This is a genomic window from Agromyces sp. Root81 (assembly GCF_001429165.1).
Lineage (GTDB): Bacteria > Actinomycetota > Actinomycetes > Actinomycetales > Microbacteriaceae > Agromyces.
The window spans coordinates 1,965,841-1,992,400 of record NZ_LMIR01000002.1 but is presented as its reverse complement, the minus strand read 5'-3'; the positions used below and the strand labels follow the sequence as shown (position 1 = coordinate 1,992,400).

The following is a 26,560-nucleotide window of genomic DNA, read 5'->3' as shown; positions in this document are numbered from 1 at the left end:
GATCCGTTCTGCGAGGAAGCTCCACGTCCCCCAGAACTCCGCCAGGTACGCGCCGCCCTGTGCGTTCAGCGTGTAGACCTTGCGCGGCGGGCCCTTCTCCGACGGAACCTTCTCGACGTCGACGAGGCCGCGCTGCTCGATCCTGACCAGCAGGGCGTAGACGGTGCCCTCGGCGATGTCGGAGAAGCCCTCGTCGCGCAGCCGGGCCGTGATCTCGTACCCGTAGGCCGGACGCACGGCCAGGATCGCGAGGACGATGCCTTCGAGCGTGCCCTTCAGCATCTCGGTCATCTGCTTGCCCATGGAACCTCCTCCTCTCTACTACTCGGTGTTGTTGACTACCGGTACATAGTAAGCACAAGTACCGGTAGATAGCAACACTGAATAGCAGAATCTTCGTTTCCGCGAGTGCGGTTGCGCGGCCGGCCGGCCGGGCAACCGGTCGACAGCGCAACGCATCCTGCCTACGATGGCGGCGTGGTGTTCCGCGACGTGCGCGTGGCCGTGCAACGGACGAGAATCCTGCCCGCCTGGGCCCGGCGAGCGGATGCCGCATCCGCACGCGCAGTGAACGCCCGCCGCACCCGCCCCACGGTCGACCGGTTCTGGTCGCGCGTCTCGGGGTTCGCCGATCGCGGGGTGCTCTGGTGGACCATCGCGGGCGTGCTCGTCGTCATCGGACGACGTCGCACGGCGGCACGCGGACTCGGGTCGCTGCTCGTCGCGAGCGCGCTCGCCAACCTGATCGCCAAGCAGATCTTCGGCGGCGACCGGCCGGTGCTCGCCGATGTTCCGATGGGCCGGCACCTGCCGAAGGTGCCCATCACTCCAGCGTTCCCATCCGGACACTCGGCGAGCGCCGCGGCATTCGTCACCGGCGTCGCGATCGAGTCACCGCGCCTCGGCGCCGCGCTGGCTCCCGTCGCGCTCGGCGCCGCCTACTCCCGGCTGCACACCGGCGCGCACTGGCTGTCCGACGTCGTCGGCGGCCTCGCGCTCGGCAGTGCGGTCGCGGGGCTCGGCGCCGTGTTCGCGCGCCCGGGCACTGGCGACACCGGCGCCGAGGCACCGAGCGGCACCGATCAACGGCTTCCGGCGGCGCCGGACGGCACCGGCGTCTTCATCGTCGTCAACCGCGCATCCGGCAGGAGCGTCGTGCGCGGCGACCCGGTCGACGTGCTCGAGCGACGCCTGCCGCACGCCGAGCTGCACCTGCTCGACGGCGAGGATCCCGCCCTCGCCGTGCGCGCGGCACTCACCCGCGACGAACCGCCGCGCATCGTGGGAGTCTGCGGCGGCGACGGCTCCGTCGCCGCGGTGGCGCACGAGGCGCTGGCTGCAGGCGTGCCGCTCCTGGTCGTGCCCGGAGGCACGTTCAACCACTTCGCGCGCACGGTCGGCGCGACATCCGTCGACCTCGCGATCGACGCCCTGCAGCGCGGCGAGGGCGTGCGATCGGACGTCGCAGAGCTGCGCTTCGCCAACGGACCCCCGATCACGGTGCTGAACACGGCGTCGGTCGGCCTCTACCCAGACTTCGTCGCCGAGCGGGAGCGACGCGAGGAACGCTGGGGCAAGTGGCTCSCCGCCGTCATCGCCGCCGCGCGGGTGCTGCGGCGCTCGTCGCCGGTGACCGTGGTCGTCGGCGGGCGACGAGCCCGGCTCTGGACGCTGTACGTGGGCGTCGGACCGAACGACCCGGACATCGCCGCGCCGATGCAGCGCCGGCGCCTCGACGGCGGCGTGCTCGACGTGCGCATGCTGCACGCCGACTCACGGGTGCGCGCGGCCGGAGCGCTCGCCTTCGGTCGTCGCACGAGCGCGGTGCTCCGGCGCATCCACCTGCTCCCGAAGCGACTCGAGTCGTTCACGAGCGAGTCGATCGAGGTGCTCGTGCGGCCCCGGCACGGGCAGCCGCCCGGGTTCGCGCACGACGGCGAGGTGTCGCTCGAGGCGCCCGCCGAGGCATCCGCCCGCACCGCGACGCCGGGCTACCGCACGACCGTGCGGATCCTGCCGGCGGCGCTCGACGTGTACCGGCCGGCGAGCGCGCCTACAGCAGGCGCCGCGCGTTCGCCCAGGCCGTGAGCTCGTGCCGGCTCGAGAGCTGGAGCTTGCGCAGCACCGCCGAGACGTGGGTCTCGACCGTCTTCGTCGAGATGAAGAGTTCGGCCGCCACCTCCTTGTAGGCGTAGCCGCGGGCGATCAGCCGCATGACCTCCTGCTCGCGCGCCGAGAGCCGGTCGAGCTCGTCGCTCGCCGACGCCGTCTCGCCCACGGCCGCGCCGAACGCGTCGAGCACGAACCCGGCGAGCTTCGGCGAGAACACGGCGTCGCCGCCCGACACGGCGTGCACGGCGCGGCTGACATCCGCCCCCGACGAGCCCTTCGTGATGTACCCGCGTGCCCCCGCGCGGATGACGCCGACGACGTCTTCGGCCTTGTCCGAGACCGAGAGCGCGAGGAAGCGCGTCGCGGGCTCGGCGCCGTCCTGAGCCTGTCGAAGGGATGCCGCGGCGCGCCGGATCACCTCGGCGCCGCCGCTCGTGCCCGCCGGCACCGCGACCCCGGGCAGATGCACGTCGAGGAGCACCACGTCGGGCGCGGCATCCGTCACCGCCGTGACCGCCGTCTCGACGTCGTGCGCCTCGCCGACGACCTCGATCGTGTCGTCGAGGTCGGCCTTCAGACCCGACCGGAAGATGGAGTGGTCGTCGACGATCACGACCCGCACCCGTTCAGCCACGCATCTGCTCCGTTCGCTCGGCCGGGAACCTCAGGCGCACCTCGGTGCCGACGCCGCCGACACCGGCACGCACCTCGCCCGATCCGCCGGCCCTGCGCATGCGGCCGATGATCGATTCGCGCACCCCGAGCCGGTCGCCCGGCACCTCGGCGAGCGCGAAGCCGGGTCCGCGATCGCGTACGAAGACCTCGACCGCCTCGGGAGTGGATTCGACGTACACCGACACCTCTCCGCCCGCGTGCCGGGCGGCGTTGAGCATCGCCTCGCGGGCCGCCGCCGCCACCTCGCCGCTCGCACGCTCCCGCGACTCCCCCACCACCACGACGTCGACCGTGACGGGATGGTCGATCTCGAGGGCGGCGGCGAAATCGCGGAGATCCGTGCCGAGGTCGCTGTCGGCGGACGTGTCGCCGGCGAAGAGCCACTCGCGCAGCTCCCGCTCCTGCGCACGGGCGATGCGGGCGACCTCGCTCGTCGCCCCAGCTCGGTTCTGGATGAGCGCGAGCGTCTGCAGCACCGAGTCGTGCAGGTGCGCGGCGATCTCGCTGCGCTGCTCCTCGCGGATGCGCTTGGTGCGCTCGGCGGTGAGGTCGCGCCACGCCGTGACGAGCGTGGGCGCGTAGACGAGGCCGATGCCGAGCACCGCGGCGAGCGCGGCGGCGAGCGTCGCTGCGGGGTACCACGCGGCCGTCGGTCCGAGCACGAGCGCTGCCGCGGTCACGGCGAGCAGTGCGGTCACCACGAGGCGGATCGTGAGCTCGTGCCTCGGCCCGCGCTCGGGTTCGGGCCGGTCGATGAAGCTCGCCCAGGCTCCGGATGCCACGGCGAGACCCACCCCGCCGAGTACGGCGAAGAGCCACCATGCGATGCCATCACTGCCTCCGTCGACCGTGTCGAGGGCGATGAGGGGGCTCGTGGCAGCGGCGGCGAGGAGTGATACGACGGCGGCCGACACGAGCAACCACGCGACCGGCGCGCGCCGTGTCGGGCGCTCGTCGCCCGGGGCCCACGGCGTGAGCGCCCAGAGCCAGAGGTAGAGGAGGAGCCCGGCACCGCTCGCGATGCTCGTCACGAGGAACGCGGTGCGCACGATCCAGCCGGGCCAGCCGAGGTGGGCGGCGAGCCCGGCCGAGACGCCCGTGGCGACGCAGGCTCGCGGGCGGGTCATTCGCGGAGCGGCCTCGGCGGGCGTGGGCGCCGCGGCATCCGTCGCCGGTTCCGCGCTCGTCTCCATGCCTGCAATCCAAGCAGACGGAACCGCGATCGCTTCCGGCCCGGCCGCCCGCTCAGGGTCGAATCAGGGATTCACCCCATGGCGGGGCATCCGCTGCCGCTGCCAGCATCGAAGCATGGAGACGAACCCCACCGCCCCCGAGGCGGACCCAGTGCAGGACGACGTGAAGGGGGACTCCGCGGCGTCCGGCCCGAACGCCCAGGGGGCGACCGGTTCGGCTCCATCCTCCGGTGACCCCGGCGCGGCGACACCCGCGCCGGGCACCGGCACCGGCACCGGCTTCTCCGATTGGCTCCGCCGCCTCGGCGTGCCGCGTCGCGCCGGCTGGCTCGGCGGCGTCTGCGCCGGCGTCGCCGCCCGCCTCGGCATCGACCCGATCATCGTGCGCGGCATCGTCGTGGTCATCGCGGTGCTCGGCGCACCGTTCGTGCTGGTCTACGCGATCGCATGGCTGCTGCTGCCCGACACCGACGGCGAGATCCACTTCGAGCGGCTGATGCGCGGCATCGTCGACCCGGCGGTCGTCGGCATCGCGGTGATGGGCGTCATCGGACTCATCCCCCTCGTGCAGGGCGGATGGCTCGGCTGGCGCTGGTGGCCCGACTGGCCGACCCTGAGCGATCCGATCTTCGGCTTCAACCTCATCTGGCCGCTGCGGGTGCTGTGGGTGCTCGTCGTCGTCGGGGCGATCGTCGCGCTCGTCATCTGGCTCGCCAGGCGAGCCTCCCAGAACTCCCCGGACGGCGGCGGGCCGCGAATGGCTTCCGCGACGCCCGCCGCCGCTCCGGGGCGCCCGTCGACCGTCGCCTTCGCGGCAACGGATGCCTCGACCACGGCCGCCTCCCCCGCCGAGGCGACGAGCACGGCGGCCGACGACGCCACGACGATCGTGCCGAGCACGGAACCGCCCGTCCCGGTCGAAGGCACCGACGCCGCGGCGCTCGCCGAGTGGCGCACGCAGCACGAGGCCTGGCGCCTCTCGCACGCCGAATGGAAGTCCGGTCAGGACGACGCCGAGCGGGCCGCCCGGGCCAGGGCCGCAGCCGAGAACCGGGCGAAGGCGCGCGAGCTCACCGAGCGGGCCGATGCCGCACGCGCCGCACGCCGGGCGAGCCGCCCCAGGGCGAGCGCCGCGTTCGTCTTCATGTTCCTCGGCCTCGCGGTCGTGGGCGGGGCCATCGCCGCGCTGATCGCCCTCGGCTCCCCCGAACTCGGCGTCGCCGCGGTGCCGATCGCGCTCAGCGTTGCGACGCTCACGCTCACGCTCGCCATGCTGATCGCTGCCGTGAGGCGCCGACGCGCTGGGTTCCTCGCGTTCGTCACGACGCTGACGATGCTCACGATGCTCGCAACAGCGGTCATCCCCCGCGGCGACATCGTCCCACCGGGATACGGGATCCGACTCGATGAGTCGCAGGTGCTGCTGCAGCCCCTCGGCAACGCCTACTTCACGGCGACGGCCGAACTGCAAGGCGTCGACGGCACTCCCCGTGTCGAACTCACCCAGTGGTCGGGAGACGTCCATCTCGACGTGCACGATGGCACCAGAATCGCGATCGACTCCAGCGGTGCCGCTGCGATCTCGGTCATCGAGTTGGATGCGCAGGGCAAGGCGGTGCAACACCAAAGCGTCAATGAGGACCGGTCCTTCGTGGTCGGCGGCTCCGAGGGTGAGCCGATCGATTCGACGCTCATCGTGCGTCAGGGGCGCGGCGCGATCTACATCACCGTCTTCGAAGGAGAGTGACCATGAGTCTCATGAACAGCGGCGAGCCGGAGACCGAGTCGACCACGATGATCCTTCCCGTGGCCGGCACCGAATCGGATCGCACCGACGCCGCGCAACCTCACGCCGATACCAGGGAACTCGCCGGCCTGGCCCTCGAAGGATCGTCCGCGACGACGCCCGCCCACCCCACCGTGCGCTGGGGGGCTCTCGTCTGGAGCCTCATCTTCGGCACCACGGCCGCCACGACGCTCTGGATCCTCATCGATCCGGCGCGGAGCGAGGCCGTCGGACGGTGGCTGACGACCCTCAGCCCCTTCACCGCCGGTCTCTCCGCGATCATCGTCGTCGGCGTGGTCGTCGCGCTCTTCGGCATCGTCGGCCTCATCCGTCGCGGCGAACGCGCACGCCGCTGACGCCTCGGCCGGCGGCATCCGCTCACCGAGACGAACACGAATCGACCCCCGCCGATCAGGTGGGGGTCGATTCGCGTTCGATGGACGACTACAACTCGACGCCGACCAGCACCGGCTCGGGGTACAGCACGATGCCGAACTCGGCCTGCACGCGGCTCTGCACGTACCGTGCGAGCTGCACGACCTCGTCGGCGGACGCGCCGCCGCGGTTGGTGAGCGCGAGCGTGTGCTTCGACGAGATCGCGGCGCGCGAGCCCGGCAGCGCGAATCCGCGACGGATGCCCGAGTGCTCGATCAGCCACGCGGCCGAGAGCTTCACGAGCGGTTCGAGGTCGGCGTCTCCGACCACGGTGACGTCGTCGCCGAACGCCTCGACCTCCGCTTGGTGCGCGAGGAACGCGTCGAGCGGCGACTGGGACGCGAGCGAACCGAGCGGCGTCACCTCGTCGGGCGCTTCGGGCTCGACGTACCAGCGGGGCGCGGTTGCCGGCAGCGTGCGAGCGACGTGCTCCCCCACGATCGGGTTCGTGAAGAACGATCCGGCGCTCACCGAGTCGGCGTCGGCCGGGTCGAGCACCATGCCCTTCGAGGCGCGGAGCCCGAGCACGCTCTCGCGCACATCGGCGATCGCGACCCGGTCGCCCTGCTGCACGTGCAGCGCATCGGCGAGCTGGCCGTAGGCGATCGGCTGGCCGAGCGCCTCGCCGAGCACCGCTCGCTCGGCGGCGGTGTCGTGCAGTTCGAGTTCGACCGTCACGACGATGCCCGCGAGGCCCTGCTTCAGCACCGAGGTGCGGTAGCCGAGCTCGAGTTCGGCCGCCGTCATGCGGCGCGGCGCCTCGGCGCCCTCGTCGAGGAACTCGATCGCGACGAGCGTCGAGGCGAGCTCCTGCCCGTAGGCGCCGATGTTCTGCACGGGCGCTGCGCCGACCGAGCCGGGGATGCCCGAGAGCGCTTCTAGCCCTGCGTAGCCGTGCTCGACGGTCCAGGCGACGAGGTCGTCCCACGTCTCGCCGGCCTGCACGCGCAATCGAACGGCGCCCTCCTGGGCCTGTCGAAGGGATGCCCCGGCGCCCGTCTCCGCGGGCAGCACCTCGATGCCGCGCGTGGCCACGCGGATCACGGTGCCATCGAAGCCCTCGTCGCCGACGAGGAGGTTCGAGCCCCCGCCGAGCGCGAGCCACGCGTCATCCGTCGCCCAGGTCTCGACGGCGAGGTCGACGAGGTCGCGCTGGGTCGTCGCGGTGACGAGCCGGCCGATCGGACCGCCGACCTGCAACGTCGTGAGGTCGGCGAAACGGATGTCGCTCGTCATGTCAACCGAGCGAGACGCGGACTTGCGCCTTGCCGAGTACGGTGTCGCCGCCGACGGTGACCGTGAGGTCGACACGGGCGACGGATGCGGCCTCGTCGAGCTGGCCGACCTTCGCCGTGACGGACACCGTCGCGCCGCTCTGCGGGTCGACGATGACGGGGCGGGTGAAGCGCACCTGGTAGTCGGCGACGCGGCCGGGGTCGCCGGCCCAGTCGACGACCGGCTGCACGGCGAGGCCCATGGTGAGCATGCCGTGGGCGAGCACGCCCGGCAGGCCGACCTCGGCGGCGATGTCGTCGCGGTAGTGGATCGGGTTGAAGTCGCCCGAGGCGCCGGCGTAGCGCACGAGCGAGTCGCGGCCGAGCGGGAACGACCGCTCGGCGACGACGTCGCCGACGGTGAGGGACGCGAAGTCGGGGGCGGGCATCATTCGTCTCCTCGCACGACGAGGGTGGAGACGGCGGTGACGACGTGCGCGCCAACGGCGTCGGTGATGGCCGACTCGGCCGTGACCATGGAGTGGCCGCCGAGGCTCTTCACGCTCGCGACCGTGAGGGTCGCGGTGAGCAGGTCGCCGGCGACGATCGGCCGGGTCGAGGTGAAGCGCTGGTCGCCGTGCACCACGCGCGAGAAGTCGATGCCCGACTCGGGGTCCGCCAGGAGCTGCGCGAGCGTCTGCTCCTGCACGACCACGGCGAAGGTCGGCGGCGCGACGACGTCGGCGTAGCCGGCCGCACGCGCGGCCTCAGGGTCGAGGTTGATCGGGTTCGTCGCGAACACGGCGCGTGCGAACTCGCGCACCTTCTCACGACCGACGAGGTAGGGCTCGGTGGGCGGGAAGGTCCGCCCCTGGAGCTCGGGGTTCACTGGCACCCCGCCAGTCTATGCGGGCGCGCATTCCGGCCGGTCGAGTAGCGCCCGACGAAGGAGGACACGTCTCGAGACCCAGCGAGAGGTCTCGAGACGCTCGCTCCTCGACCAGCGGAAGCGTCAGCGCTTGCCGCCGCCGAGGAGACCGCCGAGCAGGTCGCCGATGCCGCCGCCCGAGCTCGAGCCGCCCGAGCCGCCCCCGAGGAGACCGCCGACGAGGCCGCCGATGTCGATACCTCCGCTCGACGAGCCCGAGCCGCCGCCGCCGCCGAGGAGACCGCCGAGCAGGTCGCCGATGCCGCCGCCCGACGATGCGGGCGCCGCCTCAGCCGCCTCGGGCTTCTTCGTGAACTGCGCGGCGAGGAAGCTCAGCACGATCGGGGCGAGGATCGGCAGGAGCTTGCCGATGAGGTCGCCCGCCCCGCCCTCCTTCTTGTCGAGCGCGGTGACGACCTGGTCGGTGTTGTCGCCGAACACGTTCTTCACGATCTTCTTGCCGTCCTCCTCGTCGACGTCGGCGAGGTTCACGCCGCCCTCGATGAGCTTCGGGTCGTGCTTGGCGACGGCTTTCTCGAGCGACGCGGCGCCCGCCGGGTCGGCAGCGTTCGCGCCCATGCCCGCGAGCAGCGCCGGCAGCGCCTCGTTCACCGCCTGCTTCGCGGTCGCCTCGTCGACGCCGAGCTTCGCGGCGATGTCGCCGATCGGAAGGTTGGCGATGATGTCGTCGAGTCCAGCCATTCGGGTTCCCCATTCCGGCGCCCGCGGTCGGGGCGTCCACGGTTCACCGTATCGATACGGATGCCACGTGGGAAAGTGCCACCCGAGCTGTGTCAGTCGCTCAGTCGAGATCGAGGCGACAGAGGCGCAGCCGCAGGGCGTCGAGCAGGAGCTCGAGCCCGATCTCGAAGACCTGGTCGGAGCGTTCACGACCCTTCGCGGTGAGGTCGAGCAGGCGCCCGAGGGAGGTCGTGGGCGTCTCGGGCTTCCAGATGTCGTCGGGCGAGGCGCTCGACCCGTCGTTCGGGCCGATCCAGCCCGGGTTCGCGCTGCCGCTGGCCGAGTCCATCGTGCACGCGACCAGCGATGCCGCGAAGTCGGCCGCGAGGCCCGTGCGCACCGTGGTGGCGGGCGACACGGTCTACGAGGCCTGACGCCGCGCCTCGGCGCGGGCGCACTGCACCGGCGCCGCGGCATCCGCTCGGCTAGGCCGTTGCCTCGTCGCGCGGGTCGGGCAGGTAGGCCGAGATGTCGAGCGGCTGCGTGGGCGGCAGCTCGAGGTCGGCGGGGTCGGCGGGGTCGATGCGGTGGGCGTTCATGTGTTCGTCCCTTCGTACTGGTGTTCACGGAGCAGGCATGTCCGGCACCGCGCGATTCGTCACACATTGTCGTGCGAAAGTCCCATGCCACACGACGAGGCCGCCCCCTGGTGTCGCAGGGGGCGGCCTCGTCTGTACTGAACCTCGGGCTCAGTCCTCTGCGACCGCGCGCGAGAGCGTCTCACCACGGAAGAAGGCCGGACGCTTCCAGCGCTGCCAGAACATGATGACGACGCCGGTGAGCAGGATCACGACGCTGAGCACGAACACCAGACCCACACCACCGATCTCCGAACCCGAACCGAAGGCGGGATCCATGCTGTCGATCAGGGTCGTGAAGAACAGCACCGTGAGGATCACGCCGCCGACGAACGGCGCAACCAGCATGAAGAACACGTTGCGCCCCGACTTGAACCACAGCTTGCGGAAGTACCAGACGCACGCGAACGCCGTGATGCCGTAGTAGAAGCAGATCATCAGGCCGAGCGTCGCGATCGTGTCCCAGAGGACTTCATCGCTGATGAAGCGCATGACGGTGTAGAAGCCGCCCGCCACGATCGCCGAGACGATCGTCGCGTAGCCGGGCGTGAAGAACCGCGGGCTGACCGTTGCGAACTTCTTCGGCAGCGCGCCGTAGTGGCCCATCGCGAGCAGGGTGCGCGCGGGCGACACGAAGGTCGACTGCAGCGACGCGGCCGAGCTCGAGAGCACGGCGATCGACATGAGGATCGCGAGCGGGCCGAGGATCGGGCCCGCGAGATAGAAGAACGCGTTCTCCTGGATGTCGGGGTTGCCGAGGCCGAAGCCCTCGGTTCCTGTGCCCGCGAACGCGAGCGAACCCATCGCGACGAAGAGGTAGATCGCGACGACGATCGTGACCGTGAGGGTCGCTGCCCGGCCGGGGGTCGTGCGCGACCCCTTCGTCTCCTCGTTCATGGTGAGGGTGACGTCCCAGCCCCAGAACACGAAGAGCGAGACCGACAGGCCCGCGACGACGGCGCTGAACGACCCCACCTCGAACGGGTTGAACCAGCTCAGCTCGACCTGCGTCGGGTCGAAGGCCGTGCCGTTCGCGACGTGCCAGAACGCGGCGACGCCGAAGCCGATCATGACGAGCAGCTGGAACCCGACGAGCCAGTACTGCACCTTCTGCGTCGTCTGCATGTCGCGGTACGAGATGAGCGTCGCGCCGACGATGAACACGAGACAGGTCGCGACGTTCACCAAGGGGTTGCCGACGAGCTCGGCGATCTCGGGATTGTTGAACGCCTGCGCGAGTGCGAGGTAGAAGAACTCGACCGCGATGCCCGCGAGGTTCGAGAGCACGACCACGGTCGCCGCGATGAGACCCCAGCCGCCCATCCAGCCCACCCACGGACCGAACGCCCGCGTCGCCCAGGTGAACGACGTGCCCGAGTCCGGCATCGCGTTGTTGAGCTCGCGGTAGCCGAGGGCGACCAGCAGCATCGGGATGAACCCGAGGAGGAAGATCGCGGGCAGCTGCGTGCCCACCTCGGCGACGGTCGGGCCGAGGGCACCGGTCAGCGTGTACGCCGGGGCGACGCACGAGATGCCGATGACGATCGCACCGATGAGGCCGACCGACCCCGCCGACAGTCCCTTCTTCGACAGTCCTGTGTCGCCGCCGTCGACGGCGGCGCTCGCCGTGGTCAGCGGCGCATGCGGCTCGGTGTGGTGCTGGTGGGGTTCTTGCGTCATTGCGTGGTCCTTCAGGAGGTGGCGCGCGGCACGACGATCATCGGCACCGGCAGCTCGCGCAGCATCTTCGATGCCGTCGAGCCCAGGAAAAGGCGGCTGGGGGTCGCGAGGCGGCTGGATCCGACGAGGACGACCTCGCCGGCGTGCCACTCGAGCGCGGCGACCGCCTGCTCGATCGTGTCGCCCGAGGCGACGACCGAAGTGGCCGTCGTGCCGGCGGGCAGCGCACGGCGCGCCTCCGTGAGCACGTCATCGGCGTGGGCGGTGCTCGCGAGCGAGGCGAGCTCCTCGTCCATGCCGGCCGGCAGGTCGATCGAGACGAGCGACACGAGCCGCAGCGGCGCATGGGTGAGCCGGGCCAGGCGCACCGAGATGTCGAGTACCGACCCCGCCCCCGATCGGGTGCCGACGGCGCCGGTGATGCGGGTGACGCCGAGCGAGACCGGCGTCTCCCGGGAGCCCGCCGGAGCGAGCGCCACCGGCACGTCAGACGAATGCAGCAGGTCGTTGGCCACCGAGCCGATGCGCGACCGGCCGAGCAGCCCGCCACGTGCAGCGCCGACGACGATGAGCGAGGCGTCGAACTCGTGCGCCGCGGCCACGAGGCCCTCGGCGAACGACTCGGCGTAGCGGATGTGCAGCGACTGTTCGACGCCGTCGCCGAGACGAGCGGATGCCTCGGCCAGCCAGCCGCGCGAGCGCTCCTTCAGGTGGCGCTCGTACCCCGTGTCGGGCGGCACCACCGCGCCGCGGGCCTCGATGGGGAGCACCATCACGACCTCGAGGAGCGCCTCGCTGGCTGCGGCGAGACGCCCGCCGAGGGCGAGCGCGTCAGCGCCGGATTCGTTCGCCGTGTAGCCGACGACGATGCGGGTGACCATCAGCCGGCGGCGAGGATCTCGTCGGCGACCTCGCGTCCGACGCGGATCGCGCCGTCGACGTGCTGGTAGCCCTTGCCCGCCATGTCGGAGCACGAGAAGTGGATCGGGCCGACGGGGGTGCGGAGGTCGGCGCCGTAGCGCGCGAGTCCGCCCATGTCGAAGCTCGCCGCGTACGCACCGCGGGTCCACTCCTCGGAGCCCCAGTCGCTCTCGTAGTAGACGACCGGGTTCAGCGCCTCGGGGCCGTAGTAGTGCGAGATCGACTCGAGGATCCGGGCCTTGCGCTCCTCGGCCGAGAGCGTGAAGACGCCGTCGGCCTCCTCATCGGAGACGAAGCCGACGAGCGTGCCGCGGGGGTCGTCGTGGTTCGTGTTGTCGTAGGCCTCGTGGCACAGCTCGTACGGACTGAACGCGGTGCCCGAGAGGCCCGACTCGCGCCAGAACGGCGTCTCGTAGACCGCGTGCACCTTGATGACGAAGCCCATCGACAGGTGCTGGTGCATCTGGTGCTGGCGACGGGGCAGCGGCGGCTCGTACGAGATGCGGCTGATCAGGATGGGCGGCAGGGCGAGCACGACGTGCTTCGCGTGCACCTCGATCGAGTCGGTGACCGCGACGACACCGGCGTCGGGGGCATCCGGGGTCCAGCGCACCGTGCGCACGGGCTGGCCGGTGCGCACTGCGTCGCCGAGGCGCTCGGCGAGGCGCAGCGGCACCTGCTGGAGGCCGCCCACGACGCGCTTGTCGAGGATGAAGTCGGCGTCGACGAGGTTCGAGAACGAACCGGCGGATGCCGCCATGAGCAGCGCCTGCAGCGCCGAGAACGCGTGCGCGGGCTTGGTGAGCATGGCACCGGCGATGAACATGCCGATGTTGAGCTTCGCCTCCTCGTCGTCGGTCTGGGTGCCGAGCCACTCAGCGAACGAGACCTCGTCGAGCTCCTTCGCACGCGGGTGCGCCCAGGGGGCGTCGGGGTCGATCTCGGCGACGAGGGCGTCGAGCTTCTCGATGAGGCCGACGATCTCGCCCTCGGTCTTGGCCGGCACCGGGAAGATGTCGCCTTCGAAGAGCCGGCGCTCGCCGTTCGCGTCGATGTAGACGTTCTCGCCCTCGCGGTAGCGGGAGTACGTCTCGAGACCGAGTTCGCCCAGGGTCTCGATGAGCGCGTCCTGGTCGGGCGAGACCCACTGGCCGCCGATCTCGAGCATCGCGCCGTCGATGTCGTCGGTCCAGAGGCGGCCGCCGATGCGGTCGCGTGCCTCGAGCACGACGACGGACTTGCCGGCGTCCTTCAGCTTGTTGGCGGCGGTGAGGCCAGAGGCCCCGGCGCCGACGATGACGACGTCGCAGTCGATGCGTTCCATGATGCAGGTACTTCCTTCGAACGGTTGTGGTGCTGGTCGAGCGGATGCCGCGGCGTGGGGCCGCGGCATCCGCTCGGGTGGTTCAGCTCACCGGGATGAGCGTGTACTTCGTGTCGAGGTACTCGTGGATGCCCTCGAGCCCGCCCTCGCGGCCGATGCCCGACTGCTTGATGCCGCCGAACGGCGCCGCCGCGTTGGAGACGAGGCCCGTGTTCAGGCCCATCATTCCCGTGGCGAGGCGGTCGATCATGCGGTGGCCGCGTGCCAGGTCCTGCGTGAAGACGTAGGAGACGAGGCCGTACTCGGTGTTGTTGGCGAGGCGGACGGCCTCGTCCTCCGTCGAGAACGTCGTGATGCCGAGCACCGGGCCGAAGATCTCCTCGCGGAGGAGACGGGCGTCGGCCGGCACGGAGCCGAGCACGGTCGGGGCGTAGAACGTGCCCTCGCCCTCGATCACGGTGCCGCCGGTGAGCACCGTTGCACCCTTGGCGACGGCGTCGCCCACGAGCTCGTCGGTCGAGGCGACCGCCTTCGCGTCGATCAGCGGGCCGATGGCGATGCCGTCCTCGGTGCCGCGTCCGACGCGCATGGCCTGCACGCGCTCGGCGACGCGCTTGCCGAACTCGGCGGCGACCGACTCGTGCACGATGAAGCGGTTGGCCGCGGTGCAGGCCTGTCCGATGTTGCGGAACTTGGCGAGCATCGCGCCGTCGACCGCCTTGTCGAGGTCGGCGTCCTCGAAGATGACGAAGGGCGCGTTGCCGCCGAGCTCCATCGAGGTGCGGAGGATGCCCTGCGCGGCTTCCTTCATCAGGCTGCGGCCGACCTCGGTCGAACCCGTGAAGCTCAGCTTGCGCAGGCGCGGGTCGGCGATGATCGGGCCGGAGACCTTCGACGAGGTCGACGTCGCGATGACGTTGACGACGCCGGCCGGGAGGCCCGCCTCCTCGAGCAGCTGCACGAACGCGAGGGTCGTCAGCGGCGTCAGGGCCGGGGGCTTGATGACGACCGTGCAACCCGCGGCGAGCGCGGGGGCGATCTTGCGGGTCGCCATCGCGAGCGGGAAGTTCCACGGCGTGATGAAGAACGACGGGCCGACGGGGCGCTGCGAGACGATCATGTTGCCGGTGCCCTCGGGGTTCAGCCCGTAGCGGCCCGAGATGCGCACGGCCTCTTCGCTGAACCAGCGCAGGAACTCGCCGCCGTAGGCGACCTCGCCGCGCGCCTCGGCGAGCGGCTTGCCCATCTCCATCGTCATGAGGAGCGCGAACTCCTCCTTGCGCTCCTGCAGCAGGTCGAACGCCCGGCGCAGCAGTTCGCCGCGCTGGCGCGGGGCCGTCGCGGCCCACGCGTCCTGCGCGGCGACCGCGGCGTCGAGTGCCTTGATGCCATCGGCGACGGATGCATCGGCGATCTCCTTGATCGTCGCACCGGTCGCGGGGTCGATCACGGCGAGGGTCTTGCCGCCCTCGGCGTCGACCCACTCGCCGCCGATGAAGAGCCCGCCATTGATCTGGTCGAGCACGGTCGCTTCCTGTGTTGCAGTCGTCATGCGTGTGATTTCCGTTCGGTCGTTCTGGGTGACGGTGTCGTGAGCGCTGCCGGCGTCCCGATCAGGGGTAGAGGCCGCGCAGCTTGTGCGCTTCGGCGACGCGTTCGACCGCGAGCGCCGTCGCGGCGGTGCGAAGCGAGAACCCCCGCGCCTCGGAGTAGCCGAGCACGTGGTGCCAGGCGCTGAGCATCCGCTCCTCCAGTCTGGACTCCACCTCGTCGGCGCGCCACCAGTAGGCCTGGTTCGCCTGCACCCACTCGAAGTACGAGACGATGACGCCGCCCGCGTTCGCGAGGATGTCGGGCACGACGAGCACGCCGTTCTCGCGCAGGATGCTGTCGGCTCCGGGGGTCGTCGGGCCGTTGGCGCCCTCGACGATGACGGTGGCCCGCACCGCCGCAGCGTTGCCCTCGTGCAGCACTCCCTCGACGGCGGCCGGCACGAGCAGGTCGACGTCGAGCGCCAAGAGCTGCGCGCCGTCGATCGCCTCCGCGCCGGCGAAGCCGACGACCGAGCCGGTCGCCCGCACGTGCTCGGTGAGCGCCTCGATGTCGAGGCCCGCCGCGTTGTACACGGCGCCGTACTGGTCGCTCACCCCGGCGACGCGCACGCCGGCCTCGGAGAGGAACCGCGCGGCATCCGCACCGACCTTGCCGAAGCCCTGCACCGCTGCGGTCGCCCGCGACGGGTCGAAGCCGCGGTGGCGGAGCGCGGCGAGCGCGATGTGGGTCACCCCACGTGAGGTCGCGCTCGCCCGCCCCTGCGAACCGCCGAGCGCGATGGGCTTGCCGGTCACGATGCCGGGCACCGTGTAGCCGCTGGTCACGGAGTAGGTGTCCATGATCCAGGCCATCGTCTGCTCGTCGGTGCCGACGTCGGGCGCGGGGATGTCGCGCTCCGGGCCGATGATCGGCAGGATCTCGCTCGTGTAGCGGCGGGTCACGCGCTCGAGCTCGGCCTTGGAGTGCTCGCGGGGGTCGATCGCGATTCCGCCCTTCGCGCCGCCGTACGGCACGTCGAGCAGGGCGCACTTCCAGGTCATCCACATCGCGAGCGCGCGGACCTCGTCGAGGTTCACGTTCGGCGCATAGCGCAGGCCGCCCTTGGCCGGGCCTCGCGAGAAGTTGTGCTGCACGCGGTGGCCGATGTAGAGCCGGCTCTCACCCGAGTCCATGCGCAGCGGCACCGACACGGTGAGCTCGCGACGCGGCGTCGCGAGCATCTGGTGCAGGCCGTCGGTGTAGCCGAGGAGGCCGATCGCCTCGGCGAGCTGCGAGCGCGCGTCGGTGAGGGGGGTCGCGATGTGCTGGGCGGCGGAGCCCGCTGCGATCAGCGGGCTCGCCGGGGCATCCGTTGCGGTCGACGTCGTCGTCGCCGCGAGCAGGTCGGTCATGCGTTCTTCAGTCCTTCCGCGACGACCGAGAGGCCGTCGATGAGCAGTTCGTCGGAGATGGTGAGCGGGGGCAGGAAGCGGATGACGTTGCCGTAGGTGCCGCACGTGAGCACGACGACGCCGTTGGCGTGGGCGTACTTGGCGACCGCGTTCGTGAGCGCGGCGTCGGGAGCGCCGGTGGCGGGGTCGACGAGTTCGATCGCGACCATGGCGCCGCGTCCACGGACGTCGCCGATGCGGGGGTCCGCGGTGCGCAGCGCGTTCAGGCGGCCGATGAGCACGGCGCCGATCTCCCGGGCGCGCTCGATGAGGCCGTCTTCCTCGTAGGTCTCGATGGTGGCGAGTGCCGCGGCGCAGGCGAGCGGGTTGCCGCCGTAGGTGCCGCCGAGGCCGCCGGCCATCGCGGAGTCCATGATCTCGGCGCGACCGGTGACCGCAGAGAGGGGCAGGCCGCCGGCGATGCCCTTGGCCGCGACGACGAGGTCGGGCACGATGCCCTCGTGCTCGCTCGCGAACCAGGCGCCGGTGCGGGCGAAGCCGGTCTGCACCTCGTCGGCGATGAAGACGACGTCGTTCGCGGCCGCCCACTCGACGAGCGCGGGGAGGAAGCCCTGCGCCGGGACGATGAAGCCGCCCTCGCCCTGGATGGGCTCGATGATGATCGCGGCGAGGTTCTCGGCGCCGACCTGCTTCTCGATGACGGAGATCGCGCGAGCCGCCGCCTCGGCGCCCGAGAGGCCGCCGTCGCGGAAGGGGTAGCTGAGCGGCGCGCGATACACCTCGGAGGCGAACGGTCCGAAGCCGCTCTTGTACGGGATGTTCTTCGCGGTGAGCCCCATGGTGAGGTTCGTGCGGCCGTGGTAGGCGTGGTCGAATGCGACGACGGCCTGCTTCTTCGTGTAGTGGCGGGCGATCTTGACCGCGTTCTCGACGGCCTCGGCGCCCGAGTTGAAGAGGGCCGTGCGCTTGACGTGGTCGCCGGGGGTGAGCTCGTTGAGCTTCTCGGCGACGGCGACGTAGCCCTCGTACGGCGAGACGGTGAAGCACGTGTGGGTGAAGGAGTTCAGCTGCGCGGTGACGGCTTCGACGACGCGGGGTGCCGAGTTGCCGACGCCCGTGACGGCGATGCCGGAGCCGAGGTCGATGAGCGAGTTGCCGTCGGCGTCGACGATGACGCCTCCGCCCGCTGAGACGACCGAGATCGGCAGGGTGTGGCCGACGCCCGAGGCGACGGCGGCCGCCTTGCGGGCGATGAGCTCCTGCGAGCGGGGGCCGGGGATGGCGGTGACGAGACGGCGCTCCTGGGCGAGCGAGGGTCCTCCGGTCATGGTGGCCGGGGTGTCGACGAGAGTCATGAGTGCTCCGATACGAGGTGACGACGGTGGCGGATGCCGCCAATGCTAGGTCGGGCCGAGCGGATGCCTCAGCGCCCTGCTGTACACCCGGGGCCACCTCGTTGGACGTCACGTACACTTGGGTTCGTCGCGGGCGACGGTTCGCACCTGCCGCTCCGGCACCACACCACCGCTCGCCAGGAGCCTCGAAGGAGCCCGCCGTGCAGCCGACCGTGCAGACCCTGCTCGACCGCCCAGAGCTCGCACTCGGCCTGCTCACCGCTCCGCACGGCCTGCCCGACGGCGCACTCGCGGCACCGGTCGTGTGGGCGCACAGCTCCGACCTCGCCGACCCCACCCCGTTCCTCGACGCGGGCCACGTGCTGCTGACGACCGGCACGCAGTTCGGCGACGACGCCGAGGCCGGCTTCGCCGCCGCGTACGTCGAGCGGCTCCGTCAGACGGGCGTCGCCGCCCTCGGCTTCGGCACCGAGGTGATCCGCGAGGGCACGCCCGAGTCGCTCGTCGAGGCGTGCACGGCGCAGGGACTCCCGCTCTTCGAGGTGCCCTACCGGGTGCCGTTCATCGCCATCGCCCGTACGGTCGCCGACCTCATCGCCGAAGACGCCTACGCCCGGCAGGCGTGGGCGCTGAACGCGCAGCGCGCGATCTCGCTCGCGGCGCTGCGCCCCGACGGCCTCTCGGCCACCCTCGCCGAGCTCTCCCACCGCCTCGGCGCCTGGGTCGGACTCATCGACGCGACCGGTTCGCTCGACCGCGAAGCCCCGGTCGACGGTCTCGGACAGCCCCTCCTCGGCGAGGTCGTCGGCGAGGCGCGCTCGATGCTGCGCCGCGGCCAGCGCGCCAGCCGCACCCTGGTCGCCGGCGAGTCGACCGCATCACCGCATCGGATGACGCTGCAGACGCTCGGCGGCGGCGGCGCGCTGCGCGGGGTGCTCGCGATCGGCGACTCCCCCGAACTCGACCAGGCCGGCCGCGAGGTCGTCACCTCGGTGATCGCGCTCGCCGGCCTCGCGCTCGAGCAGAACCGCGACCTCGACCGGGCACGCGGCCACCTCCGGTCGGGGCTGCTCCGCGGCATCCTCGCAGGGGACCTGACGCTCGCCGAGCGGGTCGCGACCGAGATGTGGGGGCCGCTGCCGTCGGCGCCCATGCGCATCGCCGTGACGGATGCCCCGCTCACGGCCGTCGACCGGCTCACCGAGCTGCTCGAACTGCGCGTCGAGGAGCGCGGCGGCCGGCTCTTCTTCGGCCGCGACGACGAGCAGTTCGTGCTCGTGCTCGAGGAGGCCGACGCCGGCCTCGCCGACGAGATCGCCGCGGAGTTCGAGCTGCCCGTCGGGCTCTCGGATCCCGTCGGCACGGGCGGCATCGCGCTCGCGCACGAGCAGGCGCTGCGCGCGGTGGAGCGGGCCCGCGAGTCGGGCTCGGGCGTCGTGCACTTCGACGAGATCAGCCGTCAGGGGGTGCTCGCCTTCCTCGCCCGCACCGACGCCCGCGCCGTGGCCCTCGCGACCCTCGCCCCGCTCACCGAGCACGACGCCGCGAACGGCACCGCGCTGCTCACGACGACCCGCACCTGGCTCGAGCACGGCGGCCAGTTCGACGCCACCGCGCAGGCGCTCGGGGTGCACCGGCACACGGTGCGCAGCCGCATCGCCCTCGCGGAGCGGCTGCTCGGCCGCGACCTCTCGGGCTTCCACGCCCGCGCCGACCTCTGGGCGGCCCTGCTCGCCGTCCACTAAAGCGCCACGGCTTCGGAGATCGCCACGATCTCGGATCGATTCAGGCGATCGGGTCCTGGTCTGCGCGGATCTCCGAGGTTACGGTGCGCCGATCACCGCGAGCTCGCGATGCGGTCGCGGTACCAGGCGTAGGAGTCCTTCGGGGTGCGCTCGCCGGTCTCGAAGTCGACGTGCACGAGCCCGAAGCGCTGCGTGTACCCCTCGGCCCACTCGAAGTTGTCGGTGAGCGACCACAGGTAGTAGCCGCGAACGTCGACCCCCTGGTCGATCGCGCGTCGCACCGCCGCGATGTGCTCGTCGACGTAGCCGATGCGCCGCTCGTCGTGCACCGCGCCGGTCACCGGGCCGCCCAGGACCTCGTCGGGGAACGACGCACCGTTCTCGGTGATCACGACGGGCGGCAGGCGGTCGCCGTAGTCGCGCGCGAACGAGACGAGCAGCTCGGTGAACGTCTCGGGCATGATCGGCCAGTCGAAGCCCGTGGTCGGCACGTCCTCGAACTCGACGGGCTCGAACGGCAGGCCCGCGGCGGCGAACTCCGAGCCCTCCGCCGGCGCCGCCACCCGCGTCGGGTTGTAGAAGTTGATGCCGTAGAAGTCGATCGGCGCGCCGATCAACTCGAGATCGCCCGGCTCGAGGCCCGGCATCGCCTCGAGGCCGAAGCCCGAGAGGTCGGGGTAGGCGCCCGTGAGCACGGGGTCGGCGAAGATGCGGTTGTAGATGAGGTCGAAGGCGCCGGCGGCGAACCGGTCGGCCGGGGCATCCGATGCCGGCACCATCAGGGTGTGGTTGTTCGTGATGCCGACCTCGGCATCGCCCCGCTCGCGGATCGCGGCGACGGCGAGCCCGTGCGCCAGCAGCTGGTGATGGGCGGTCGGCAGCGAGCCCATCATGAGCGCGTGGCCGGGGGCCTGGGTGCCGAGCGCGTAGCCCTGCAGGGTCGTCATCGCGGGTTCGTTGAGGGTGATCCAGCGCTGCACGCGATCGCCGAGGCGGTCGATCACGAACCCCGCGTAATCGGCGAGCCGGTACGCCGTGTCGCGGTTCAGCCAGCCCCCGGCCGCCTCGAGCTCCTGCGGGAGGTCCCAGTGGTAGAGCGTCGGAACCGGGGCGATGCCTGCGGCGAGCAGTTCGTCGACGAGGCGGTCGTAGTAGGCGAGCCCCGCCTCGTTCGCCGGGCCCGTTCCGCCGGGCTGCACGCGCGGCCAGGAGATCGAGAATCGGTAGTCGTCGGCGCCGAGCCCGGCGAGCAGTGCGACATCGTCGCGGTAGCGCCGGTAGCTGTCGGCCGCGAGTTCGGCGTTCGAGCCATCGATCACACGACCGGGGGTTCGGGTGAAGACGTCCCAGATCGATTCGCCGCGGCCGCCCTCGCTCGTCGATCCCTCGATCTGGAAGGCCGCGGTGGCCGCGCCCCAGCGGAATCCCTGCGGGAACGTCAGGGCGTCGCCCGTGCGGTCGTGAGTGAGGGCATCGGCCATGGGGGAACCTCGCTGTTCGTCGGCAGGTGGCGATGAGCGGATGCCGCGGCATCCGCTCGGCTCGAAGTGGGACATCTGACCCACTCGGCCACCCTAGCCGCCGCGAGCGCGATCGGGAAGAGCCGGGCCGGATTCACCAGCCGGGCGGCGGCGGCACCTCCGCGAGGTCGGGCCACGGCAGGGCGCCGGACTCGAGGTCGCCGACGAGTCTCTGCATCCATTCGCGCTCGGCCACCAGCCGGGCCTGTTCGAACTCCGCCTCGAGGAGCAGGATGCGAGGCACCCCGACCGCTTCGCCGAGATCGCCTGCGAGCCGGGCGAGCTTCAACTCGATCGCGGCGACGCGCGCGCGCAGCGCGGCCAGGGTCTCGTCCGGGCCGAGCGCGCCGATGAACGAGAGCGCGGCATAGGCGAGCGTGGCGTCGGGCTCGGGCGTCGCGAGCAGCAGCGAGATCCGCCGCCGCAGTTCGGCCCGCCCAGCGTCGGTGATCCGGTAGAGCATTCGCTCGGGCCGACCCGGTGCCTGCTCGGTGCCCGCCTCGGCGATGAGCGCGGACTTCTCGAGCTTGTCGACCGCGTGATAGAGGCTTCGAGGCAGACCGACGACGAAGTCCTTTCGAGTGGCGACCATGAATCGATGCATGTCGTAGGTGTGCCGTGGCCCAAGGCTGAGCAGCGCCAGCACGGTGAGCGCGGGCAGATCTCGATCTGCCCGCTGGATGTGGTCTCGAGTCGTCACGGCCCAAGCCTAACCAGCGCGGCAATCTTCATTAGTGCAAGTTGCATTACTGCAAAACGCATGTCACGATGGAAAGATGAACGAGCACATGACCTCGACCCCGACTTCGACCGATGCCGACCGCACGAGCGTCCTCGAAGCACTCGACCGCATTCGTGCCGCCTGGGACGCAGGCGATGCCGCCGCCTACGCCGCGGAGTTCACCGACGATGCGAGCTATGTGATCTTCGCGGGGCTGCACGACCTCGGGCGCGATGCCATCCGCCGCGCGCACGTGCCCGTCTTCGGGAAGTGGCAACGGGGCAGCCGCATGTCCGTGCAGGTGCTCGATCTGCGCTTCGTGGCACCGGACGTCGCCGTCGTGCTCACCGATGGCGGCATCGGCAAGGGTGCGCGCATCGGCCACGACAAGGTGCAGACCTTCGTCATGGTGCGCGACGGCGCGACCTGGCGATGCACGGCGTTCCAGAACACGAAGAAGAACCGTCTCTTCATGGCTGTGAATCGCCGGGCAGTCGAGCGCATGGCAGACCCGAACCCCCAGTGAACGACCCGGCTGAACGAGCCGGCTGAACGGCCGCACCACCTTTCGCGCTGGGGGCGCCCGGCGTACGCTGGAGGCACTCGGAGGAGGACGCGATGCACGCAACCGTCGGAGGACACCTCATCATCCACGGCAAGCAGGTCGGCCAGGCGAACCGCCACGGCGTGATCCTCGAGATCCGCGGCGAAGACGGCGGCCCGCCCTGGCTCGTCCGGTTCGACGACGGCCACGAGACCCTGCTGTACCCTGGCGCCGACTGCGAGCTCGAGCAGGAGCACGAGCAGCCCGCGAGCTGAACCGCCGGCTTCCTGCTCCACTGCGGGTGGCCCGCGATAGCGTGGAGGAATGTTCCACTCCTACGCGGCGATCGGCGACAGCTTCACCGAGGGCGTCGGCGACGAACTGCCCGACGGCTCCGTGCGCGGGTGGGCCGACTTCGTGGCGCTCGGTCTCGCCGCAGCGGCGCGCGAACCCGTCGGGTATGCGAACCTCGCGATCCGCGGCCGCAAGCTCGGTCCGATCATCGACGAGCAGCTCGACCCCGCCATCGCGTTGCGTCCCGAACTCCTGAGCTTCAACGGCGGCGGCAACGACATGCTGCGCCCCCGCATGGACGAGCAGGTCACGGCCTCACGCTTCCGCGACGCGATCCAGCGCATCCAGGCCGAGGGCATCCACGTGCTCATGCTGAGCGGCGCGAACCCGACCGACCACCTTCCCATGGGCAAGGTGTTCGACGCACGCGGCGCACGCCTGACCGCCGCCCTCGTCGACCTCGCCGACGTGCCCGGCGTCACCTTCGTCGACAACTTCAACGATCACGGGCTGCGCGACATCCGCTACTGGTCGCCCGACAAGCTGCACCTGAACGCCCTCGGCCACGCGCGCGTCGCGAGCAACGTGCTGACGGCGCTCGGCGTGGCCGTGCCGGCCGAGTGGGGCGTCGAGGAGGTCGCCGCGGCACCCGTTGGTCCGCGGAGCCGCAATACCGCCGCGTACTACCGGGAGTTCGTACTGCCCTGGATCGGCCGCCGACTCACCGGTCGCTCGTCGGGCGACGGACGCATGGCGAAGCGGCCGACGCTCGAGCCGGTTCCGGCTGCCGCGGCCTGACGCCTGAACCCCGCCCGCTCAGGCCACCCCGAGCACGTCCGCGACGAACGCCCGCGTGCGGCGGGCGAGTCCCTCGATGCGCTCGAGCTCGTGGACGCTCGGCTGCACCTCGGAGGGCGCCGGCGGCCGGCCGAGCCGCACGGTCTCCTGGCAGGCCAGGTCGGCGCAGATGTAGGTGCCGACGCTGTCGCCGCGCTCCCCCGCAGCGCCGGTGCGTCGCGCCGTGAACAGCTCGACCTGGTCGCCGGGCTGATGCGTGCGGCAGAGGTTGCAGATGGCCGCCCGGTGGCGCGAGCCAGTGCGGTCGGCGGCGCGCAGCACGATGCCGACGGGCATGCCCTCGAGCTCGGTGACGAGGTAGCCGCGCGCGGGCACACGGGGGTCGCGCCAGCCGAAGGTGTCGAGCGGTGCCCACTCGGTGACGAAGAAGCGCACGGGGAGCGAGAGCTGCTCGAGCTCGGCGGCGTTCGCATTGCCGAACAGCGAGCGCAGGTCGTGTTCGCCCAGCGCCTGCATGCGTCCCCTCTCATGCCGTGACCAACCCAGTCTACGAATCGGGCGGCGGGCACGCAGAGCGACTCAGCTCGCCGGCGCTCCCCCGCCGGCCTGCGACGCCGGCATCGCGGTCGCCGCGGCATCCGCTCGCTCGGGTGCGCCGCGCCGCCGGATCAGGCAGCCGAAGCCGAGCGCCACGAAGAACATCAGCACGCCGTAGACCGCCGCGGGCAGGCTCATCTCGACGCTGCCGACGACGGTCTGCGCGATCACGATCGCGAGCGTCGCGTTGTGGATGCCGATCTCGAACGAGCTCGCGATCGACTGGGCGGGGCCGACGCGCAGCAGGCGCGGCACGAGGTAGCCGACGCTCAGGCTCAGCACGCAGAAGAGCACGGTGATGGCCGCGAGGCTGCCGAAGTTCGCGAGCAGCAGTTCGAGGTTCGAGACGATCGCACCGGCGATGACGATCACGAGGATCACGACGGAGGCGATGCGCACGGGCTTGTCCATGCGGTCGGCGAAGGCCGGGCGCCACCACCGCACGAGCATGCCGAGCACCACCGGCAGCAGCACGATGGCGAACACCTCGACGACCTTGGCGAGCTGGAGCCCGAGCCCGTCGTCGCCCGGCAGGAAGTAGGCGATCGCGAGATTCGTGATGAGCGGCAGGGTGAAGACGGCGAGCACCGAGTTGATGGCCGTGAGCGAGATGTTCAGGGCGACGTCGCCGCGGAACAGGTGGCTGTAGAGGTTCGCCGTCGTACCGCCCGGCGATGCGGCGAGCAGCATCATGCCGACCGCGAGCACCGGCGGCAGCTGGAAGACGAGCACGAGGCCGAGGCAGAGCGCCGGCAGCACGAGCAGCTGGCAGACGAGGGCGATGATCACCGCCTTCGGATGCTTCGCCACCCGCGCGAAATCGCCCGGAGTGAGTGAGAGGCCGAGCCCGAACATGATGATGCCGAGGGCGACGGGCAGTCCGATGGTGGTCAACGCTGATCCCATGCGCCAAGTGTGGCCTACGGCGGGTCGTCGTCGCGTATCGATTCGGTGACGGATGCCCCGGCGACACGCAAGTGCCCCCGCGGAGTGGTCTCAGGCGAGGGCGAAGTCGGGGCGGGGGCGGTCGTCGACGCGCGGACACCAGCCGTCGGGAGAACGGTCGTAGGCGTGCGCCGGTCCGTCGGCGATGAGCGCGGCGAGCGCGTCGAGGAACCGGTCGACGTCGTCGGCGGAGCTGCCGGCGCCGAGGCTCGCGCGGAGGCCGTTCGACCGCGTCGCCGCGCGCTCGAAGAAGGGGTGGGCGCAGAACCGGCCGGCACGCACCGAGATGCCGTGCTCCGCGCCGAGTGCCGCGGCGAGCAGGCCGACGGAGCCGCGTTCGAGCTCGATCGTGGCGATGCCGAGACGGTCGCCGAGCCCGCGACCGGACGGGTCGTCGAGCCCGTCGCCGAACCCGCTCAGCACGCGCACGCCCTGCTGCGCAGCGAGCCCCTCGTGCAGGCGCAGGGTGAGCGCCTGTTCGTGCTCGTGCCGCGCACGGTCGCCGAGCCGCTCGAGCTCGGCGAGCGCGCGGGCGAGCGCGACGACGCCGACGACGTTCGGAGTGCCGGCCTCGTGCCGTTCGACCCCGTGCTTCCAGTCGACGCCGTCGATGCGCACCGCCTCGACGGCGCCGCCGCCGGCGAGGTGGGCGGGTGCGGCGTCGAGCCAGTCGGCGCGGCCGACGAGCGCTCCGGCGCCGAACGGGGCGTACGCCTTGTGTCCCGAGAAGGCGAGGTAGTCGATGCCCGATGCGGCGAGGTCGACCCGGCGGTGCGGCAGCAGCTGCGCGGCGTCGACGGCGATGCGCGCGCCGTGCGAGTGCGCGATCTCGGCGAGGCGGGCGACCGGCAGCACCTCGCCCGTGACGTTCGAGGCGCCGGTCACCGACAGCAGCGCGGCGGGCCGGCGGGCGAGTTCGGCGTCGAGCGCGTCGAGCGTGGCGGCGATCGTCGCGCGCCCCTCGACCACGCGGCGCGAACGCCAGGGCAGCAGGTTCGCGTGGTGCTCGAGGTCGAGCACCACGGTGTCGCCGGGCACGGCGCCGGCGAGCAGGTTCAGGGCGTCGGTCGTGTTGCGGGTGAAGACGACGAGATCGTCGTCGCGGGCGCCGACGTGCCGGGCGACCGCGGCCCGCGCGTCTTCGACGAGCGAGGTCGACAGCTGCGACGGATACCCCGATCCGCGGTGCACGCTCGCGTAGTAGGGCAGCACGCGGGTCACCTGCTGCGCCACGACCTCGAGCGCCGGGGCCGAGGCGGCGACATCGAGGTTCACGTGCCGCACGAGGCCGCCGCCGAGCACGGGCACCTCGAGGCCGGCGTCGGCGAGCACGGCGAGCGGGCCGGGGCCGGCGGGCCGAGGCCGCGCCGGGGCATCCGTCGTCGCGGCCTGCGTCACCGGCGCACGACGCACGACCTGGCGGGTCGCGTACTGCTCGGTGACGGTCACGGGCGCTCCTCGATTGCGGGTGTGGCGACGAGGCTACGGATCGGGTGAATGGCGCTCAAC

General features: G+C 71.6%; 26 protein-coding genes. 7 read left to right on the top strand and 19 right to left on the bottom strand.

Translation table 11 applies throughout. The features are described 5' to 3' along the window. Positions 1-303, bottom strand: a 303-nt coding sequence (locus ASE14_RS14470) for a PadR family transcriptional regulator (RefSeq protein ID WP_056655816.1), incomplete at its 3' end; no start/stop codon positions are given. Positions 304-477: 174 nt separating this feature from the next. On the opposite strand from ASE14_RS14470, the gene ASE14_RS14465 reads away from it, so the two are divergent. Next, positions 478-2,088, top strand: coding sequence for a bifunctional phosphatase PAP2/diacylglycerol kinase family protein (locus ASE14_RS14465; protein WP_056655814.1), 1,611 nt, complete (start codon positions 478-480; stop codon positions 2,086-2,088). Here the strand turns inward: ASE14_RS14465 and ASE14_RS14460 are convergent. Both ASE14_RS14460 and ASE14_RS14455 read right to left on the bottom strand, forming a co-directional pair. Continuing rightward, positions 2,054-2,746, bottom strand: a complete 693-nt coding sequence (locus tag ASE14_RS14460; protein WP_056655811.1) for a response regulator transcription factor — start codon at positions 2,744-2,746, stop codon at positions 2,054-2,056. The two genes, ASE14_RS14465 and ASE14_RS14460, sit on opposite strands and share 35 nt — an antisense overlap. Continuing rightward, a complete protein-coding gene (locus ASE14_RS14455; protein ID WP_056655808.1) occupies positions 2,739-3,980 on the bottom strand; it encodes an ATP-binding protein in 1,242 nt (413 codons plus the stop codon). Before ASE14_RS14455 ends, ASE14_RS14460 begins: the two co-directional genes overlap by 8 nt. Positions 3,981-4,095: 115 nt before the next feature. Between ASE14_RS14455 and ASE14_RS14450 the strand changes: the two genes are divergently transcribed. Beyond that, positions 4,096-5,727 carry a PspC domain-containing protein gene (locus tag ASE14_RS14450; protein ID WP_056655806.1) on the top strand — a complete coding sequence of 544 codons (1,632 nt, stop codon included), beginning with the start codon at positions 4,096-4,098 and terminating at the stop codon, positions 5,725-5,727. 2 nt (positions 5,728-5,729) lie between these two features. Then, positions 5,730-6,122: a hypothetical protein gene (locus tag ASE14_RS14445; protein ID WP_056655805.1), complete on the top strand. Its 393-nt coding sequence runs from the start codon at positions 5,730-5,732 to the stop codon at positions 6,120-6,122. An 88-nt stretch (positions 6,123-6,210) separates the two neighbouring features. Here ASE14_RS14445 and ASE14_RS14440 read toward each other — a convergent pair whose 3' ends face one another. The 11 genes from ASE14_RS14440 to gabT all read right to left on the bottom strand — a co-directional run bounded on the left by ASE14_RS14440 (position 6,211) and on the right by gabT (position 17,887). Next, entirely contained in the window at positions 6,211-7,437 is a 1,227-nt protein-coding gene (locus tag ASE14_RS14440) for a UDP-N-acetylmuramate dehydrogenase (protein WP_056655802.1), read from the bottom strand. A gap of 1 nt (position 7,438) precedes the next feature. Beyond that, on the bottom strand, positions 7,439-7,864 hold the full coding sequence (locus tag ASE14_RS14435) for a MaoC family dehydratase (RefSeq protein WP_056655800.1): 426 nt from the start codon (positions 7,862-7,864) through the stop codon (positions 7,439-7,441). Further along, on the bottom strand, positions 7,864-8,310 hold the full coding sequence (locus tag ASE14_RS14430; protein WP_082600745.1) for a MaoC family dehydratase N-terminal domain-containing protein: 447 nt from the start codon (positions 8,308-8,310) through the stop codon (positions 7,864-7,866). The genes ASE14_RS14435 and ASE14_RS14430 overlap by 1 nt, the downstream gene beginning before the upstream one ends. A 117-nt stretch (positions 8,311-8,427) precedes the next feature. Further along, positions 8,428-9,045 (bottom strand): DUF937 domain-containing protein, encoded by a 618-nt coding sequence (locus ASE14_RS14425; RefSeq protein WP_056655797.1) that lies wholly within the window; start codon positions 9,043-9,045, stop codon positions 8,428-8,430. A gap of 100 nt (positions 9,046-9,145) precedes the next feature. After that, the gene (locus ASE14_RS14420) at positions 9,146-9,442 is read right to left on the bottom strand and encodes a hypothetical protein (RefSeq protein ID WP_056655794.1); all 297 of its coding nucleotides are present in this window, start codon (positions 9,440-9,442) and stop codon (positions 9,146-9,148) included. A gap of 331 nt (positions 9,443-9,773) precedes the next feature. Further along, positions 9,774-11,342, bottom strand: a complete 1,569-nt coding sequence (locus ASE14_RS14415) for an APC family permease (RefSeq protein WP_082600743.1) — start codon at positions 11,340-11,342, stop codon at positions 9,774-9,776. An 11-nt stretch (positions 11,343-11,353) separates the two neighbouring features. Continuing rightward, the gene (locus ASE14_RS14410) at positions 11,354-12,223 is read right to left on the bottom strand and encodes a universal stress protein (RefSeq protein ID WP_056655791.1); all 870 of its coding nucleotides are present in this window, start codon (positions 12,221-12,223) and stop codon (positions 11,354-11,356) included. Continuing rightward, positions 12,223-13,587, bottom strand: coding sequence for an NAD(P)/FAD-dependent oxidoreductase (locus ASE14_RS14405; RefSeq protein WP_056655789.1), 1,365 nt, complete (start codon positions 13,585-13,587; stop codon positions 12,223-12,225). Before ASE14_RS14405 ends, ASE14_RS14410 begins: the two co-directional genes overlap by 1 nt. A gap of 82 nt (positions 13,588-13,669) precedes the next feature. Continuing rightward, positions 13,670-15,139, bottom strand: a complete 1,470-nt coding sequence (locus ASE14_RS14400; RefSeq protein WP_056655787.1) for an NAD-dependent succinate-semialdehyde dehydrogenase — start codon at positions 15,137-15,139, stop codon at positions 13,670-13,672. A gap of 61 nt (positions 15,140-15,200) precedes the next feature. Beyond that, complete coding sequence (locus ASE14_RS14395) at positions 15,201-16,532, bottom strand: Glu/Leu/Phe/Val dehydrogenase (RefSeq protein WP_082600741.1); 1,332 nt, start codon at positions 16,530-16,532, stop codon at positions 15,201-15,203. Further along, positions 16,529-17,887: a 4-aminobutyrate--2-oxoglutarate transaminase gene (gabT, locus tag ASE14_RS14390; RefSeq protein WP_056655785.1), complete on the bottom strand. Its 1,359-nt coding sequence runs from the start codon at positions 17,885-17,887 to the stop codon at positions 16,529-16,531. Before gabT ends, ASE14_RS14395 begins: the two co-directional genes overlap by 4 nt. Positions 17,888-18,087: 200 nt before the next feature. Here gabT and ASE14_RS14385 point away from each other — a divergent pair, with 200 nt between their 5' ends. Beyond that, entirely contained in the window at positions 18,088-19,632 is a 1,545-nt protein-coding gene (locus ASE14_RS14385) for a PucR family transcriptional regulator (RefSeq protein WP_056655783.1), read from the top strand. Positions 19,633-19,724: 92 nt separating this feature from the next. Here the strand turns inward: ASE14_RS14385 and ASE14_RS14380 are convergent, their stop codons facing one another. Further along, the gene (locus ASE14_RS14380; protein ID WP_056655780.1) at positions 19,725-21,113 is read right to left on the bottom strand and encodes a GH1 family beta-glucosidase; all 1,389 of its coding nucleotides are present in this window, start codon (positions 21,111-21,113) and stop codon (positions 19,725-19,727) included. Between the two features lie 133 nt (positions 21,114-21,246). Next, positions 21,247-21,852, bottom strand: coding sequence for a PadR family transcriptional regulator (locus ASE14_RS14375; RefSeq protein ID WP_056655777.1), 606 nt, complete (start codon positions 21,850-21,852; stop codon positions 21,247-21,249). Between the two features lie 76 nt (positions 21,853-21,928). Here ASE14_RS14375 and ASE14_RS14370 point away from each other — a divergent pair, with 76 nt between their 5' ends. From ASE14_RS14370 to ASE14_RS14360, 3 genes are all read left to right on the top strand, one after another. Then, a complete protein-coding gene (locus tag ASE14_RS14370) occupies positions 21,929-22,399 on the top strand; it encodes an SgcJ/EcaC family oxidoreductase (RefSeq protein ID WP_200953333.1) in 471 nt (156 codons plus the stop codon). 92 nt (positions 22,400-22,491) lie between these two features. Then, on the top strand, positions 22,492-22,692 hold the full coding sequence (locus ASE14_RS14365) for a DUF1918 domain-containing protein (RefSeq protein WP_056655774.1): 201 nt from the start codon (positions 22,492-22,494) through the stop codon (positions 22,690-22,692). A 49-nt stretch (positions 22,693-22,741) separates the two neighbouring features. Continuing rightward, the gene (locus tag ASE14_RS14360) at positions 22,742-23,509 is read left to right on the top strand and encodes an SGNH/GDSL hydrolase family protein (RefSeq protein WP_056655771.1); all 768 of its coding nucleotides are present in this window, start codon (positions 22,742-22,744) and stop codon (positions 23,507-23,509) included. Between the two features lie 18 nt (positions 23,510-23,527). On the opposite strand, the gene ASE14_RS14355 is transcribed toward ASE14_RS14360, so the two are convergent. The 3 genes from ASE14_RS14355 to ASE14_RS14345 form a co-directional block, all read right to left on the bottom strand. Then, positions 23,528-24,025, bottom strand: coding sequence for an FBP domain-containing protein (locus ASE14_RS14355; protein ID WP_056655768.1), 498 nt, complete (start codon positions 24,023-24,025; stop codon positions 23,528-23,530). Positions 24,026-24,088: 63 nt separating this feature from the next. After that, the gene (locus ASE14_RS14350) at positions 24,089-25,012 is read right to left on the bottom strand and encodes a bile acid:sodium symporter family protein (RefSeq protein ID WP_056655765.1); all 924 of its coding nucleotides are present in this window, start codon (positions 25,010-25,012) and stop codon (positions 24,089-24,091) included. A gap of 90 nt (positions 25,013-25,102) precedes the next feature. Beyond that, the gene (locus ASE14_RS14345) at positions 25,103-26,500 is read right to left on the bottom strand and encodes an aminotransferase class V-fold PLP-dependent enzyme (protein ID WP_200953332.1); all 1,398 of its coding nucleotides are present in this window, start codon (positions 26,498-26,500) and stop codon (positions 25,103-25,105) included. Positions 26,501-26,560: the final 60 nt, after the last annotated feature.